The 15,856-nt window shown below is 59.2% G+C and carries 12 protein-coding genes; 6 read left to right on the forward strand and 6 right to left on the reverse strand.

Translation table 11 applies throughout. The features are described 5' to 3' along the window. Nucleotides 1-72 precede the first annotated feature (72 nt). The 3 genes from gatB to OS190_RS07310 all read right to left on the reverse strand — a co-directional run bounded on the left by gatB (nucleotide 73) and on the right by OS190_RS07310 (nucleotide 3,796). Nucleotides 73-1,584, reverse strand: a complete 1,512-nt coding sequence (gene gatB / locus OS190_RS07300) for an Asp-tRNA(Asn)/Glu-tRNA(Gln) amidotransferase subunit GatB (protein ID WP_267157998.1) — start codon at nucleotides 1,582-1,584, stop codon at nucleotides 73-75. Nucleotides 1,585-1,649: 65 nt separating this feature from the next. Continuing rightward, nucleotides 1,650-2,435, reverse strand: a complete 786-nt coding sequence (locus OS190_RS07305; RefSeq protein ID WP_267157999.1) for a lysophospholipid acyltransferase family protein — start codon at nucleotides 2,433-2,435, stop codon at nucleotides 1,650-1,652. A gap of 161 nt (nucleotides 2,436-2,596) precedes the next feature. Continuing rightward, on the reverse strand, nucleotides 2,597-3,796 hold the full coding sequence (locus OS190_RS07310; protein WP_267158000.1) for a hypothetical protein: 1,200 nt from the start codon (nucleotides 3,794-3,796) through the stop codon (nucleotides 2,597-2,599). 431 nt (nucleotides 3,797-4,227) lie between these two features. On the opposite strand from OS190_RS07310, the gene OS190_RS07315 reads away from it, so the two are divergent. Then, nucleotides 4,228-4,926 (forward strand): transglycosylase SLT domain-containing protein, encoded by a 699-nt coding sequence (locus OS190_RS07315; protein ID WP_267158001.1) that lies wholly within the window; start codon nucleotides 4,228-4,230, stop codon nucleotides 4,924-4,926. 26 nt (nucleotides 4,927-4,952) lie between these two features. Here the strand turns inward: OS190_RS07315 and OS190_RS07320 are convergent, their stop codons facing one another. The 3 genes from OS190_RS07320 to pepN are packed head-to-tail and all read right to left on the reverse strand — an operon-like array spanning nucleotide 4,953 to nucleotide 8,686. Further along, on the reverse strand, nucleotides 4,953-5,387 hold the full coding sequence (locus OS190_RS07320) for a hypothetical protein (RefSeq protein ID WP_267158002.1): 435 nt from the start codon (nucleotides 5,385-5,387) through the stop codon (nucleotides 4,953-4,955). After that, a complete protein-coding gene (locus OS190_RS07325; protein WP_267158003.1) occupies nucleotides 5,384-6,121 on the reverse strand; it encodes an SDR family oxidoreductase in 738 nt (245 codons plus the stop codon). The genes OS190_RS07320 and OS190_RS07325 overlap by 4 nt, the downstream gene beginning before the upstream one ends. A 3-nt stretch (nucleotides 6,122-6,124) precedes the next feature. Further along, nucleotides 6,125-8,686, reverse strand: a complete 2,562-nt coding sequence (pepN, locus tag OS190_RS07330; protein ID WP_267158004.1) for an aminopeptidase N — start codon at nucleotides 8,684-8,686, stop codon at nucleotides 6,125-6,127. Nucleotides 8,687-8,787: 101 nt separating this feature from the next. Here pepN and OS190_RS07335 point away from each other — a divergent pair, with 101 nt between their 5' ends. The 5 genes from OS190_RS07335 to OS190_RS07355 all read left to right on the forward strand — a co-directional run bounded on the left by OS190_RS07335 (nucleotide 8,788) and on the right by OS190_RS07355 (nucleotide 15,737). Then, nucleotides 8,788-8,991 carry a hypothetical protein gene (locus OS190_RS07335; protein WP_267158005.1) on the forward strand — a complete coding sequence of 68 codons (204 nt, stop codon included), beginning with the start codon at nucleotides 8,788-8,790 and terminating at the stop codon, nucleotides 8,989-8,991. A 256-nt stretch (nucleotides 8,992-9,247) separates the two neighbouring features. Continuing rightward, on the forward strand, nucleotides 9,248-11,389 hold the full coding sequence (locus OS190_RS07340; RefSeq protein ID WP_267158006.1) for a malate synthase G: 2,142 nt from the start codon (nucleotides 9,248-9,250) through the stop codon (nucleotides 11,387-11,389). Between the two features lie 236 nt (nucleotides 11,390-11,625). Beyond that, nucleotides 11,626-12,402, forward strand: coding sequence for a gamma-glutamyl-gamma-aminobutyrate hydrolase family protein (locus OS190_RS07345; RefSeq protein WP_267158007.1), 777 nt, complete (start codon nucleotides 11,626-11,628; stop codon nucleotides 12,400-12,402). Between the two features lie 306 nt (nucleotides 12,403-12,708). Continuing rightward, the gene (locus OS190_RS07350; RefSeq protein WP_267158008.1) at nucleotides 12,709-14,283 is read left to right on the forward strand and encodes a Re/Si-specific NAD(P)(+) transhydrogenase subunit alpha; all 1,575 of its coding nucleotides are present in this window, start codon (nucleotides 12,709-12,711) and stop codon (nucleotides 14,281-14,283) included. 14 nt (nucleotides 14,284-14,297) lie between these two features. Then, nucleotides 14,298-15,737: an NAD(P)(+) transhydrogenase (Re/Si-specific) subunit beta gene (locus OS190_RS07355; RefSeq protein WP_267158009.1), complete on the forward strand. Its 1,440-nt coding sequence runs from the start codon at nucleotides 14,298-14,300 to the stop codon at nucleotides 15,735-15,737. Nucleotides 15,738-15,856 lie beyond the last annotated feature (119 nt).

Here is a 15,856-nt window from a genome sequence, read left to right on the forward strand (position 1 = left end):
TGCGGTGAGGGGGCATGAACGGGCATCCTGCGGATACCCTGCCTCGCGCTGATCGTATTACCCAAGCGCGGGCTATGCCCCAAGCTTGGCTGCAACGATCTGGTTTACTGCTTTGGGGTTGGCCTTCCCGCCTGTGGCCTTCATCACCTGACCAACGAACCAGCCGGCAAGTTTCGGGTTTTCCTGCGCCTTGGCAACCTGATCGGGGTTGGCGGCGATGATCTCGTCCACGGCGGCTTCGATGGCACCGGTGTCGGTGACCTGTTTCATGCCTTCGGTTTCGACGATTTCCGCCGGGTCGCGGCCTGTGGTGTAGGTGATTTCAAACACGTCCTTGGCGATTTTGCCACTGATCGCGTCGGAGGCGATGAGGTCGATGATTTCACCCAGATGGGCCGGGGTGACGGGGCTTTCTGAGATGTCCTTTTCGTCCTTTTTCAGACGGCCGAAGAGTTCGTTGATCACCCAGTTGGCGGAGGATTTGCCGTCGCGGCCCTGTGCCACGGCCTCGAAATAGCCCGCTGAGTCAAGGTCGGCGGTGAGGACGGAGGCATCATAGTCCGTAAGCCCGAAATCATTGATGAATCGCGCTTTTTTGGCGTCCGGCAATTCGGGGAGACTGGCGGCGATGTCGTCCACCCAGGCCTGTTCGATCTCCAGCGGCAGCAGGTCGGGGTCGGGGAAGTAGCGATAGTCGTGGGCTTCTTCCTTGGACCGCATGGAGCGGGTTTCCTGTTTGTCAGGGTCAAACAGGCGGGTTTCCTGGGTGACTTCGCCGCCCGCTTCGACGATGGCGATCTGGCGCTTGGCCTCGACCTCGATCGCCTGCTGGATGAAGCGCATGGAGTTCATGTTCTTGATCTCGCAGCGGGTGCCGAGGTGGGCGAAATCTTGCGTTTCGACGTATTTTTCGTACTGGCCGACACGGCAGATGGAGACATTCACATCGGCGCGCATGGCACCGGATTGCATGTCGCCGTTGCAGGTGCCCAGGTAGCGCAGGATCTGGCGCAGTTTGGCGAGGTAGGCGGCGGCCTCTTCAGGGCCACGGATGTCGGGGCGCGAGACGATCTCCATCAGGCAGACGCCGGTGCGGTTGAGGTCGACAAAGGACATGTTGGGGTCCATGTCGTGGATGGATTTGCCTGCGTCCTGTTCCATGTGGATGCGTTCGACCCGCACCAGACGGGCGGTGCCGTCGCCGAGTTCCACCAGCACTTCGCCCTCGCCGACGATGGGATGGTAAAGCTGGCTGATCTGGTAACCCTGGGGCAAGTCGGGGTAAAAGTAGTTCTTGCGATCAAAAGCGGATTTGAGGTTGATCTCGGCCTTGAGACCCAGCCCGGTGCGCACGGCCTGTTCCACGCAGTATTCGTTGATCACAGGCAGCATGCCGGGCATGGCGGCGTCCACGAAGGCGACATTGCTGTTGGGTTCGGCACCGAACTGGGTTGAAGCACCCGAGAACAATTTTGCGTTTGAGGACACCTGAGCATGGACCTCCATGCCGATGACCAGCTCCCAGTCGTGTTTTGCGCCTGCAATGACGCGGGGTTTTGGGGTGTCGTAGGTCAGATCAAGCATTGGAGCCCTCGTGTGCGCTGGTGTTGGCCACGGTTTAGGGCAGGTGGCGTTGTGCTGCAAGTGGATCAGCGCGGGTCGGCTGGCCCCGAGCGATCGAAGACGGCCAGCATCGCAGTGCGCAAACGGGCCACATCATTGTCGACAGAAGCCTTCGGGTCACAGATGAAGGGGGGCAGGGCCTCCAGGCGAATGATGCCGCTGGCAGGATTCATCTTGCCTCGTGGCAGCAGGCGGTCGCTGTCGTGGATCACGATAGGTTGGATACTGCGCCCGGTGGCACGGGCCACAAGAACAGCCCCCGCCTTGAATTCTCCAAGGGATTGGCTTTTCGTGCGGGTGCCTTCGGGAAACAGAACGACAGAACGGCGCGGCGGCATGTCGCGCACGGCTGCCGTCAGGGTTTCCATCGCTACAGAGCCGCTGGCGCGCTCAATCGGGACAAGCCCCGCGCCGTCAAATCCTGTGCGCAGCAGTCTGCTTTTCCAGAATTCGCTTTTCGCCGCAAAAGTGAACCATTTGGCGTCCGGGATCACATGCATCAGCGCAAATCCGTCCAGGTGGCTGCGATGATTGATGACGATGATGCTGTTGGTGTTTGCGGCCAGGGCAGCCCTGTCTTCTGCGCTCATTTCCGCCCGCAGGCTAAGCAACCACAACAGGCGTGAACAGGCGCGTTTGACGCGCCGCCAGTACCATCCGCGAAAGCCGCGGCGTCCTGCACAGATCAGGGGAACAAAAGCGATGAACAAGAAGTAGATGGGGCCGAGCAAAACCAAGGCAAAACGCTTGATCAGCCGGACCGGAAAGGGATCAATCGGACCGTCGATGGGTGAGGAAGGATTTTGGTTCATTTTCTCCGCCGGATGGCCACCTGTCTGAGGGCGGCATGGGGTCATGCAACGGATGACAAAAGGGCGCGCAGCTCTGTCGAGGTGCAGCGCAGGTGCCCCTTTCATGTGTCATATGACACAGGACTGCAATGGGAAACCTGATTGCTGCGGCTCTGTGGTGGTCAACATTCCATTGCGACAGGGCCGGTTTCGGTAAAGACGATGCGTTTTCCCGACGAGATTTCGGACTTGAACAGCGACGAGATCAGGCGCATGGCGTCATCCTTGCCGGAGGCGGCGAAACGCCCCGGAGAATGCACACGCAGGTTATTGTCAAATCCGCGCGCTGCATGGGCCCAGATCATCGGATGCAATTCCCTGAGGTGTTCGCGCACAATCCAGTGGGCGCAATCGGCGATCTGGCTGCGGATCTGGTCTGCCTGATCATTGCCAGAAAAGCTTTGGCCGATGGAATTGGCACAATAGGCCGCCATGAGGTTGGCGGTATAGGCGTCAGGCTTGCGGGTCAGGATGTCGCGCATGCCTTCGACAAAGAATTCAAGGTCAAGGTTGGCGCAGGCATCGTCGTCACAGGAGATGGCGTCGAACTGAACCCAGGTGTAGCCGCCGGCACCCCAGATGCTTTCGGTGCGTGCGGCGGTGCGGCGCGCTTCGAGTTCAAGTTCTGCGTAGGTGCCGTACCAGCGCGGCAGAAGATGATTGCCCATGGCCCGCATCGGGCGCGGATTTGCCGGGTTGAGATCTATGAGCGCTTCATAGCGGTCGGACACCCTGCGTTTGCCACGTTCGACCCCTCCCAGAAGGGCGCAGCATGTGGCGGCGAGAAGCGGTGAATCCAGCGTAAGCGGACAATATTCTGCCATGATGTCAGCCGCGCGATCAAAATGCGCGGTAAATGCCTCGCGGTTGCGGGCGGGCACTTCGACGTCCCAGCCTTCGCCACGCCAGGCCCAGGCAATGTCCATATGGGCCTGTGCGACGATACAGGCCATGATGTGATTGCCGGGTTGGGCGGTCAGTTCGTGTTCCAGTGCTTCGATGCCGGCCAGAATGGGGGCACCCTTGGCCGGTCTGCCGTCCATCAGCACATGTTCGGCAGCGTGGACGACATCGGCGCGGGCACCGAAAGACAAGAGATCAGCGATCGGCATGGTGCCTGGGGTCATGTGGCGGTTCGAATCGGCCGTGTGGATTGCCGACAGCAGATCGTCCCAGCGTTCCTGGCGTACAAGATGCTGTGCCTTAGCAAGATGTTTGTCACGTACGCTATCTTCTGCGGTAGGATCGGGACAGGCAATGTGGAGCGTGCCGTCTGCCACAGTCTGCATTGCAGTGCGCGGCATGCGCCGGCGAATTGGCATTGGCGGCACAGGTTTTACCGGCGCTGGCGCGGGGGGAACCGGGCGCAGCATGCTCCCCAGGGGGCGCATATGCTTTTGAAGGAAGGCGCTGAATGGTCTCATCAAACGGGGTCCAATAACACGTTGTGGTTGCATATAATTTGTCCGAGCATTGAGGCGGAAGCGTGGCGGCCTTGCGGAGATATCGCGTTGTTTCTTCTAGGCAGGCGGGTATTCGCCGGTCTGCAAAGGGCGTTGAAACCCTGGGATTGTCCAATAAATGCGAACGATCTAAGGATTAGAGTACGTTTGTTGCCTTTTCCTGGGGAGTTGAGGTGCTGAATTTGCCAAATGCCTTTGTCGACTTGCATAGTCGCGCGATGAATAGAATTGCGTTCACTTTGATCTCTGCACTTTTAAGTTGTGCGTCGCCCGCTGTGGCGGAACCTGTTTTGCGACCGCAGTCCCTTGCGCTGACCGAGTCGGCCGCTGTGCCGGGGCTGGATGTGCAGGAGATTCGCGTCAAGGGACAGAACGCAGAAGGACCGATTGACGGTGCCGCGACGTCGTCGTTTGTCACCAACCTGCGTCCACCTGCGCGGCCTGGCCACATTCCGCGCACGCGCTGGCAGCACATGGGCGGCAACGAGATCTGGACGCGCGCTGCTCTGTCAGCGCTCAAGGATCATGGCAAGCCGCTGGTCGATCTGGTGCCCGCCGATATTGCGACCTGGTGTCCCAAATACCCTGATGCCACATCTGCGGAGCGGCGTGCCTTTTGGGTTGGGTTCATGTCGGCGCTTGCGAAATATGAAAGCACCTACAAGGCAAGCGCTGTCGGCGGCGGCGGGCTGTGGTACGGATTGTTGCAAATCCTGCCGTCCACTGCGCGGGGCTACAAATGCAACGTCGGAACGGGTGCCGCGCTGAAAAACGGTGCGGCGAACCTGAGTTGCGCGGTACGCATCATGGCCCATACGGTGCCACGCGACGGGGTGATTCACGGTTACAGGAAGCGCAAGGGACTGGGCGTGACTGCGGACTGGGGGCCGATGCATTCGGCACCTAAGCGGCGAAACATGGCGAATTGGTTAAAACAGCAGAATTATTGCAAGCCGGTGAATGCGACACGCCCCCGGATGCGGCCCTGAAGTCGCAGGCCTGCTGGTTTCCGGATTTATTGCATCAGTTGAAAATGATGGCGTTCCGTCTTGAGGCCGCGCTGGATCAACGCTTCTTCAAAGGGCTGATGCGGTGGTGTGCTTTCGAACGGCAGGCGCAATTTGGTGCCCGTGTTCAGGATCAATGTAACCTTGACGGAGAGATCAAGCCGCGTGTCAAGGCGGATCATGGCAACTTCCTCAAGCGCGACGCTGACCTGGCGTTTTCCGGAATACCAGTGAAGGGTGTTGTTGGTCAGGGTCAATCCGCTGGCGGGATCACGCATCAAATCCCATAACGCGGGCAGGGTGAAAGCCAGGAGGAAGGCCATCATCAGCGCAGACATCTCCCAGAACAGACCGGCGGCGAGGACCGCAAACCAGATTGCCGCCACCACCATCGCGGTACGCCTGTTGCGTCCGGAGTGTGCAAAGGTGAAATCGGGATTCACCGTCCGCCCGTGACCGAGAGGGTGGAGCCAGTGACATAGGACGCCTCTTCCGACATCAGCCAAAGCACGGCTTGCGCGACTTCCTGCGGTGAGCCGATGCGGCCCATCGGCACCATATGGGCCAGCCGTGCCGCGCGCTCAGGATCGCCGCCCTTGGCGTGAATTTCGGTGTCGATGAGACCGGGGGCAAGCCCCATGACGCGAATGCCCTGGCCTGCAACCTCGTCCGAGAGGCCCTTGGTAAAGACGTCCATCGCAGCCTTGGAGGCGGCGTAGTCAACATATTGATTGGCCGACCCGAGGCGGGCAGCAGCAGAGGTGATGTTGACGATCACGCCGCTGCCTTGCGGCTCCATCCGGCGCACGGCCCCCTGCGCGACCATGATTGCACCGATGACGTTGACATCGAACATGCGGCGCAGTCGGTCGTGGGTCATATCGGTGACACGGGCGGCCTGATCGACGATGCCCGCATTGTTGATCAGCGCGTCGAGGCGGCCGAACCTAGCATCGATTTCTGCAAACATTGTGTCGATGTCGGCGGGGTTGGCTACATCCGTCTGAAGGATCAGGGTTTCGACTCCGGCTTCGTAGGCAGCGGCGGCAACCACCTTGGCCCCTTTGAGGTCGGAATTATAGGTCAGGGCAAGGTCGTACCCACGCCGTGCGGCAAGGCGGGCACAGGCGGCACCAATGCCAGCGGAGGCTCCTGTGATCAGGCAAACCGGGCGCATCGATCACGCGCCCTTGATGCGGGTCAGCATCTCGGTTGTGTCGCGGCTGAGGTTGGGGGCGGCCAGGATGCGGTCGATTTCAGCCAGTATTTTGGCCTGACGGTCCGCGCCATAGCGTTTCCACGTCTGGAAGGCAGAGCACATGCGCGCCGTGGTTTGCGGGTTGAGCGGATCAAGGGTGATCAGCCAGTCAGCCAGCAGGGTGTAGGCCGCACCGGAGGCATGGTGGAATCCGGCGTGGTGTGCCGTGAGGCTGCCGAAAACGGCGCGGAAGCGGTTGGGGTTCTTGTGGTTGAAGTCAGGGTGCTCTGTCAGGCGCTGGGCGGTGGCGGCGGCGTCCTGGGGTTTGGCCGCGCTGACCTGAAGGCCGAACCATTTGTCCATGACAAGGCGATCCTCGCGCCATTGGTCGTAAAAGGCGGCAAGCGCCGGCCCGGCATCACCGTGGCGCAGAATCTGGCCGAGGGCGCTGATTTGCTGGGTCATGTTGTCAGCGGTGTCGAATTGTTCCTGTGCTGTTGCGGTACCGCTGTGGTGGCTGATGAACGCGAGCATGGCATTGGTCAGTGCGCGTTTGCCGGACTGGTCGGCGTTTGGCTGGTAGGGGTGCTTAACGCTGTAGCGGGCATAGAGGTCAGCTGCGGCATCGCCAAAGGTTTCGGCCATGGCGTCGCGCATCTGTTCACCGGCGTTGTACAGCGCTTCTGGGTCTGGTGTTGTTCCTGCCTCATGCAGCACGGTGGCAAGTTCAGCGGCACCAGGCCAGCCGATCATCAGGGCACGGAACGCGGGATCAAGTGTTTCGTCCATGGCAATGTCTTTGATTGCTGTCAGAAAGGCCGGGTCGGCGGCGGCCCCCTCACAGATCATGGCAAGCATCGCTTCGCGGCCAAGCATATTGCCCGCTTCCCACCGGTTGAACGGGTCGGTGTCCTGGGTCAGCAGCAGCCTGCGGTCTGCCTGAGACAGATCGTGCTTCAGGACTACGGGTGCGGAAAAGCCGCGCAGGATTGAGGCGACAGGTTGATCCTCAAGACCGGTAAAGCGGAAGCTTTGGGTTTCCTTGGTCATTTCGAGAACCTGGGTCGCCAGCGCCTCGCGGCCATCTGGATAGATCAGGCCGAGGGCAATCGGGATCAGCTGTGGCTGCGGCGCGGGGGTGGCCGCGCTGGGTGGTGTGTGTTGCGTGAAAGTCAGCGTGAGCGTGTCGAGTTCGAAAGATTCCTCGACCGACAAGCGCGGGGTGCCAGCCTGGGAATACCAGCGTTTGAACTGGGTCAGGTCGCGCCCTGTGGTTTCTGCAAAGACGGCAAGCCAGTCCTCGATCGTGCAGGCCTGACCGTCGTGGCGGTCGAAGTAGAGTTCCACCGCCTTGTGGTAGGCGTCATCACCCACCAATGTTTTCAGCATGCCGATGACCTCGGCACCTTTTTCATAGACGGTGGCGGTATAAAAGTTGTTGATTTCCTGAAAGCTTTCGGGACGCACAGGATGGGCAAGCGGGCCCTGGTCCTCGGGGAACTGGCGGGCGCGCAGGTCGATGACGTCCGAGATACGCTTGACAGGAGCTGAGCGCATGTCACTGGTGAACTGGCTGTCGCGGTAGACGGTCAGCCCTTCCTTGAGGCACAGCTGGAACCAGTCGCGGCAGGTGATGCGGTTGCCGGTCCAGTTGTGGAAATACTCATGCGCGATGATCGCCTCGATCCTTTCGAAATTCATGTCGGTCGAGGTTTCGGGCGAGGCAAGAACAGCAGATGAATTGAAGATGTTCAGCCCCTTGTTTTCCATCGCCCCCATGTTGAAGTCATCCACCGCGACGATGTTGAACAGGTCAAGATCGTATTCGCGGCCGTAAACCTGTTCGTCCCATGTCATCGACGCCTTGAGCGCCTGCATGCCAAAGGCGCATTTGCCCTGGTCACCGGGACGGACATAGAGATTCAGATCGACCCCACGCCCGTTCATCGTGGTAAAGGTGTCGTGGTGCGACACAAGATCGCCCGCGACCAGCGCGAAGAGATAGGCGGGTTTGGGCCAGGGATCGTGCCATTCGGCGTGGTTTTCGCCGGTCTTGACCGGGTTGCCGTTGGACAAGAGCACCGGATGCGGGCCGTCGATTGTGACGGTAAAGACCGACATCACATCAGGACGATCGGGATAGAAGGTGATCTTGCGAAAGCCTTCGGCTTCGCATTGGGTGCAATACATGCCGTTCGACATATAGAGGCCTTCAAGCGCGGTGTTGTTGGCGGGATCGATCTCGACCTCGGATTCCCAAGTAAAGGGGCCGTCGGGAACGCCAACGGTGAGGCCTTCGTCGGTGACAACGGGATCACAGGGGATGCCATCGATCCGGGCCTGGATGAGCTTTACCTGTTCGCCGTGCAGGAACATGCTGTCAGGGTGTTCCTGATCATGCGCAGGGTTCGGCACAAGGCGAAGCACGCTGCGTACGCGGGTGGCATGGGGGTCGAGGGTGAAATGCAAATCCACGCTTTCTACGGTCCAAGGGTAGGGGGTGTAGTCAGCCAGATAGATGGTCTTGGGGGCAGCATCGCGCATTTGGCACCTTTAAAATTTTGGAACAATTGTCTGCGCCGCACGTTAGTTCGGTAAGCCAGTACCCTCAACGGGTCAAATGAGACCAAGCAAAGGAGATCAAGATGTCAGCTCCCGACACAAATATCGAAAAACAGGAACAGAAACACAAGGCGTCGCTTTTCGGGATAAAGGGGGCGATGCTCTTTGGTGCCTTGATGCTTGTTTTGGTTGCCGTGTTCACTGCGATCAACGCGAGTGATCCGCAGGGCGATGCGGGATTGAATGCAACGGACGGTGCCGCGGCATCGACCGCATCGGGTGACTGAACCGGGATCGCGCCAGCGCCATTGATGCCTGTGCTATCAACGATGCCAGGCCAATACGTCAAAGTAGCGGCAACAATGCTGCAGCAAAGCGGTGCGGGCGCAAGCCTGCGCCGTTTTGGTTGTTGGTCTGTCCTGTTCGGGATTGTTTTGTTTTTGAAGAGACACCTATTGCTGCAACAGGGAGGCGCGGTGCTTGAAGGGGTTTTCCTTTGGTCTTACTAATTTCCGAAAGGAAACACCCTAGGGAGACTTGGCGATGGCAAAGCGTATGAACAGGGATGGCCTTCAGGTCGACGCGCAACTGGTGGCGTTCTTGGAAGAGCAGGCTTTGCCCGGGACCGGGGTGACAGCGGCGGAGTTCTGGACCGGGTTGTCCGAGTTGGTGCATGAAATGGGGCCAAGGAACGCGGCGTTTCTGGCCAAACGTGAAGAACTTCAAGGCAAGATTGATGATTGGCATCTGGCGCACAGGGACAAGGTGCATGACCATGCAACCTATATCCGCTTTCTTGAGGAGATCGGGTATCTGGTGCCAGAAGGTGCAGATTTCACGATCGAGACCAAGGGAGTGGATCCGGAAATTGCCACTATAGCGGGGCCGCAGCTTGTTGTGCCGATCACCAATGGTCGCTTTGCCTTGAATGCAGCGAATGCACGTTGGGGCAGTTTGTATGATGGCCTGTATGGTACCGATGCCATGGGGGGTCAACCGCCTGCAGGAGACTATGATCAGGGACATGGAGCGCGGGTCGTGGCGCGTGCCCGTGTGTTTCTGGATGAGGTCTTTCCTGTCGAAGGTGTCAGCCATGCAGATGCACGGCGTTATTGCGTGCGCGCGGGGGCCTTGCGCGTGGATGATCACCCTCTGGTGACACCTGAAAAATTCGTGGGATACCGTGGTGACCCCGATACGCCGGACGCGGTGGTGCTTTGCAACAACGGGCTGCATGTGGAATTGGTGTTTGATCGGGGGCATCCGATTGGCAGCCGCGACCAGGCGGGGCTAGCGGATGTGCAGCTTGAATCCGCGCTCTCGGCGATCATGGATTGCGAAGACAGCGTGGCCTGTGTCGATGCCGAGGACAAGGTGCAAGCCTATGCCAACTGGCTGGGCCTGATGCGCGGCGATCTGGAAGAGAGTTTCGTCAAGGGTGGTGCGCAGATGACGCGCCGGTTGAATCCGGATCGCAACTATACGGCGGCGGATGGCGGCATCCTTTCCTTGAAAGGGCGGGCGCTGATGCTGGTGCGCAACGTCGGGCATCTGATGACAAATCCGGCCATTCTGGACCGCGATGGCAATGAAGTCTTCGAAGGTCTGATGGATGCGATGATCACGACGTTGATTGCCAAACATGATCTGCTGCGCGATGGGGGAAATTCGGTTGAAGGCTCTGTCTATGTGGTGAAACCCAAGATGCACGGACCCGAGGAAGTTGCCTTTGCCGACGAGATATTCAGCCATGTGGAGGGGGCGCTGGGCCTTGCCGCCAATACCGTCAAACTGGGCATCATGGATGAGGAACGGCGCACTTCGGCCAATTTGAAGGAATGTATTCGGGCCGCGAAACATCGTGTGGCCTTTATCAATACCGGGTTTCTCGACCGGACGGGGGACGAGATACATACCTCGATGGAAGCGGGGCCATTCTCGCGCAAGGATTTCATCAAGAACAAGCCCTGGATCGGCGCATATGAATTGCAGAACGTCGATATCGGATTGGAATGTGGCCTGTCGGGACGGGCGCAGATCGGCAAGGGCATGTGGGCGATGCCGGATCAGATGGCTGCCATGCTTGAACAGAAGATCGCCCACCCCAAATCGGGGGCAAATTGTGCCTGGGTGCCGTCACCGACGGCGGCAACCCTGCATGCGCTGCATTATCACAAGGTGGATGTCTTTGCGGTCCAGGACAGGCTGCAAAAAGACGGGCGCCGCGCCTATAAGGAAACGCTGCTGGAGATTCCGCTGGCGACCTATCAGCAATGGACGCCGGAGCAGGTGCAGCGCGAAGTGGAGAACAATGTACAGGGTATTTTGGGCTATGTCGTGCGCTGGATCGATCAGGGAGTCGGCTGTTCCAAGGTTCCCGACATCAATGATGTCGGACTGATGGAAGACCGCGCCACCTGTCGCATTTCAGCCCAGCACGTGGCGAACTGGTTGCATCATGAGGTGGTCAGCAAGGATCAGGTCATGGAGGCCATGCGCAAGATGGCCAGGGTCGTCGATGGCCAGAACGCGGCGGATCCGATGTATCGTGCCATGTCACCGGGGTTTGACGGGATCGCCTTCCAGGCGGCTTGCGATCTGGTGTTTGAGGGGCGTGCACAGCCTTCGGGCTATACAGAGCCTGTGTTGCATGCGCGGCGGCTGGCACTGAAAGCCGCCGGGTAAAGCGGTTTGTCGCAGCCGTGGGACTGAGGGGCTGGCCCCTCAGACTCCCCACGGTATTTACGGCCAAAAAGAGAACCTGGCGGCTGTGAGAGTGGGACAGGGTTTTGAATGCGGGGGCAGGCGGGATGGTGTCTGCGGTAAAAATCACCTCGGCAAGGGGGGCGTGATCAAGGCCGCTTGAGGGATTGCAAAGCCTGTCATATACAGGGGCAATCTTTGGCAAAGCTTGGTGACATATGGCCCGACCCGTTGTTGGTATTATCGGAAATTCCTACCTTTTAAACGATCAGTATCCGGTGCATGCCGGTGGGCAGATGAATTCGGATGCCATTTCGGAAGTGACGGGCTGTATGCCGTTGATCATTCCCTCGGACCCGCGCCATGTCTGCGTCGAGGACCTGCTGGAAGTCTGCGACGGTTTCCTGCTTACCGGCGGGCGGCCCAATGTGCATCCAGAAGAATATGGCGAGGTTGAGACCGCTGCCCATGGCGAATTTGACCGGCCGCGTGATGCGGTGGTGCTGCCGCTGGTGCGGGCCTGTGTGGCACGGGGGCAGCCGATTTTGGGAATTTGTCGGGGGTTTCAGGAGATCAATGTCGCGATGGGCGGCACGCTTTATCCTGAAATCCGCGATCTGCCCGGCCGCATGAACCATCGCATGCCCCCGGATGGTACCATCGAAGAGAAATTTCAGTTGCGCCATGATGTGACCTTTACCGAGGGTGGTGTGTTTCACGCGCTGATGGGCAATACAGTCGTGCGCACCAATACCCTGCACGGCCAGGGGATCAAGACTGCGGGCGCGAGGATCGTGATTGACGGATTTGCAGAGGATGGGACGCCGGAAGCGATCTATGTGCAGGGGGCACCTGGGTTCACGCTTGCCGTGCAGTGGCATCCGGAGTGGAACGCTGCCGCGGACCCGGTTTCGTCCAAACTGTTTGGGGGTTTTGGTGAGGCAGTGCACAACTGGGCGGCAGCGCGGGGCGCTGTCGCGCTCAAGGCGGGCTGAGGGCGCGGGGCTGCGACGGAGAGCGGGCAGAGGCGGCCCATTGTCGATTCTTGTAATCAAGCGATATGGGTATTGAAGCATTGTTGCGCTCAGCACGGCCTGCTTGAAAGATAGCTTCGAGATCAATCCGCTGCAGGTTGCGCGAAAAACGCCACGTCGCTTTTGAAAATCGCGCAACTTTGCCGCTTTTGCGCGGTGCTGGCTTGTGGACAGCCTGCCATCACGCTATTTGCTGCGGGTGCGAAATTGCGTCCCTTGCTGGGGGCGTATGCCGTCAGAGTGATCAATCAAAGGGGGGAAGACCGAGTGAAGATCGGAACGCCAAAAGAGATTTTCGAGGGTGAGAACCGCGTTGCAATGACGCCGGATTCCGCCACTGCGCTGCAAAAGCTGGGCCATGAGTGTCTGATCGAGACCGGCGCGGGTAGCGCTGCGGGTTTTTCCGATGCCGATTATAAGGCCGCCGGTGTTGAAGTCGTCAAGACGGCTGCTGCCTTGTGGAAAGCCGCCGATGTTGTGGCCAAGGTGCGCGTGCCCGATACCGCCGAGATGAAACGCTTGCGCGCGGATCAGACGCTGATTTCTTTCTTCAGCCCGGTGGGCGATGAAGCGAAGATGAAAAAGGCGGGGGAAAAGGGCGCGACTGTCATTGCGATGGAGATGATCCCGCGGATTTCCCGTGCGCAGAAGATGGATGCGCTGTCTTCCATGGCGAATATTGCCGGTTACCGTGCGGTGATCGAAGCTGGCAATAATTTCGGTCGCTTCTTTACCGGACAGATCACGGCGGCGGGCAAGGTGCCACCGGCGAAGGTTTTGATTGTCGGGGCCGGTGTGGCGGGTTTGGCGGCAATCGGCACGGCGACCAGTCTGGGTGCGATCACCTATGCCTTTGATGTGCGTCCCGAAGTGGCCGAGCAGGTCGAGAGCATGGGCGCGGAATTCGTCTATCTTGATTTCGAGGAGGAGCAGCAGGATGGTGCGGCGACAGGGGGCTATGCCTCTGTGTCCAGCCCGGAGTTTCGCGAAGCCCAGTTGGCCAAGTTCCGCGAAATGGCACCGGAAGTTGACATCGTTATCACCACGGCACTGATCCCCAACCGCGAAGCACCGGAAATCTGGACCGCTGACATGGTTGCGGCCATGAAGCCGGGGTCGGTGATCGTGGATCTTGCGGCAGAGAAGGGCGGCAACTGCAAACAGACGGTCATGGACGAGAAGATCGTGACGGAAAACGGCGTTACCATCATTGGCTACACCGATTTCCCCAGCCGCATGGCGACGCAGGCCTCGACCCTTTATGCCACCAACATCCGTCATCTGTTGACCGATCTCACACCGGAAAAAGACGGTGTGATCCATCACAACATGGAAGACGACGTCATTCGCGGGGCCACCATTGCCCACGCCAAGGAGGTGACCTTCCCGCCGCCACCGCCAAAGGTGGCCGCGATTGCGGTGCAGAGCAAGAAACCTGCCCCCAAGGAACTGACGTCAGAGCAAAAGCGCGCAGCGGAGATTGCCGCGTTCAAGCAGCAGACCAAGAACCAGGTCACTTTGCTGGCCGTTGGTGGCGCAGTGTTGCTGGCTGTTGGCCTTGTCGCACCGGCGAGCTTTATGCAGCATTTCATCGTTTTTGTACTGGCAGTCTTTGTCGGATTCCAGGTGATCTGGGGTGTGGCACATAGCCTTCATACGCCGTTGATGGCGGTGACAAATGCGATTTCCTCGATCATCATTCTGGGGGCGCTGATGCAGATCGGATCGGCCTCTTTCCTGGTGATCCTCCTTGCTGCCTTGTCGATCTTCATGTGCGGGATCAATATCTTTGGCGGCTTCCTCGTGACACGGCGCATGCTCGCCATGTTCCAGAAATCTTGAAGGAGGCTGGATAAATGGATTTTGGTTTTACAACAGCAGTCTATGTGGTTGCGGCAATCTTGTTCATCCTTTCCCTGGGGGGGCTATCAGGACAGGAAAGCGCCAAGCGCGCGGTCTGGTACGGTATTGTCGGCATGGCGCTGGCGGTGGTGGCCACGCTGATCGGGCCCGGGTCCGGGTACTGGTTCCTGTCGCTGATCCTGATCGCGGGCGGCGGTGTTATCGGCTATCAACTGGCGACAAAGGTGCAGATGACGCAGATGCCGGAACTGGTTGCGGCGATGCATTCCCTGGTTGGTCTGGCCGCGGTCTTTGTCGGCTTTATCGCGCATTTCGAAATCGGCCGGGTGGCAAGCTATGTCGCCGGCGGGGGGGATGTTTATGCGCTGGGCACTTTTGCCGGTTTGATCGCGAAAAAGACCGCGGTAGAGATCAACATCCTGCGGGTTGAGGTCTTTCTTGGTATCTTCATCGGTGCGGTGACCTTTACCGGGTCTGTGATCGCCTATGGCAAACTGGCGGGCAAGGTGGATTCAGCGGCCAAGAAACTGCCCGGCGGGCATATGTTGAACGCGGGCGCGGCGGGTCTCTCACTGCTTTGCCTGATCTGGTACTTCAACACCGGCGGGTTCTTTCCGCTGTTTCTGATGACATTGGCGGCGCTGTTCATCGGGTATCACCTGATCACCGGGATTGGCGGGGCGGATATGCCTGTGGTTGTTTCCATGCTGAACAGTTATTCTGGCTGGGCAGCGGCGGCGATCGGTTTCTCGCTTGGCAATGATCTGTTGATTGTTGTGGGGGCGTTGGTTGGCTCCTCCGGTGCGATCCTGTCCTATATCATGTGCAAGGCGATGAACCGGTCCTTCGTTTCGGTGATCCTGGGCGGCTTTGGCGGCCCTGCAGGAGAACAGATGGCGGTCGAGGGCGAACAGATCGCCATCGAAGCGGATGGCGTTGCGGCAGCTCTGAACGAGGCGGACAGCGTGATCATCATTCCGGGTTACGGCATGGCGGTGGCACAGGCGCAGGGTGCGGTGAGCGATCTGGTCAAGAAGCTGCGCGCCAAGGGCAAGAACGTGCGCTTTGCCATTCACCCGGTTGCGGGGCGTTTGCCCGGTCACATGAACGTGCTGCTGGCGGAGGCCAAGGTGCCCTATGACATCGTGATGGAGATGGATGAAATCAACGATGATTTCCCGGACACGGATGTGGCGATTGTCATCGGGTCCAACGACATCGTGAACCCTGCGGCGCAGGACGATCCGAACAGCCCGATTGCGGGGATGCCGGTTCTGGAGTGCTGGAAGGCCAAACAGGTGTTTGTCTCAAAGCGCGGGCAGGGCACGGGCTATTCTGGCATCGAAAACCCGTTGTTCTTCAAGGACAATACGCGGATGTTTTATGGAGATGCCAAGGCATCGCTCGACAAGTTGCTGCCGATGATCGACTGAGTGTTTTCTTTCAAAGGAAGCGACTGGAAATTTTGAATATCTTCGATCTATTGACGACACGCCCTGCCAGAAATGGCGGGGCGTTTTTTTGGCGGGTTTGCCGGCGGCGCTGAGGTCAG

Source organism: Sulfitobacter sp. F26204 (assembly GCF_026410305.1).
Lineage (GTDB): Bacteria > Pseudomonadota > Alphaproteobacteria > Rhodobacterales > Rhodobacteraceae > Sulfitobacter.

Bases quoted from the DNA above. Each gene is read 5' to 3' on its own strand.
- pepN (WP_267158004.1), bottom strand. From the start codon at position 8,686: ATGCGCGATGCTGCCCCCAAGACCATCTATCTGGCTGACTACACCCCC.
- OS190_RS07335 (WP_267158005.1), top strand. From the start codon at position 8,788: ATGTCAGCTCCCGACACAAATATCGAAAAACAGGAACAGAAACACAAG.
- OS190_RS07345 (WP_267158007.1), top strand. From the start codon at position 11,626: ATGGCCCGACCCGTTGTTGGTATTATCGGAAATTCCTACCTTTTAAAC.
- OS190_RS07310 (WP_267158000.1), bottom strand. From the start codon at position 3,796: ATGCCAATTCGCCGGCGCATGCCGCGCACTGCAATGCAGACTGTGGCA.
- gatB (WP_267157998.1), bottom strand. From the start codon at position 1,584: ATGCTTGATCTGACCTACGACACCCCAAAACCCCGCGTCATTGCAGGC.
- OS190_RS07355 (WP_267158009.1), top strand. From the start codon at position 14,298: ATGGATTTTGGTTTTACAACAGCAGTCTATGTGGTTGCGGCAATCTTG.
- OS190_RS07325 (WP_267158003.1), bottom strand. From the start codon at position 6,121: ATGCGCCCGGTTTGCCTGATCACAGGAGCCTCCGCTGGCATTGGTGCC.
- OS190_RS07305 (WP_267157999.1), bottom strand. From the start codon at position 2,435: ATGAACCAAAATCCTTCCTCACCCATCGACGGTCCGATTGATCCCTTT.
- OS190_RS07340 (WP_267158006.1), top strand. From the start codon at position 9,248: ATGGCAAAGCGTATGAACAGGGATGGCCTTCAGGTCGACGCGCAACTG.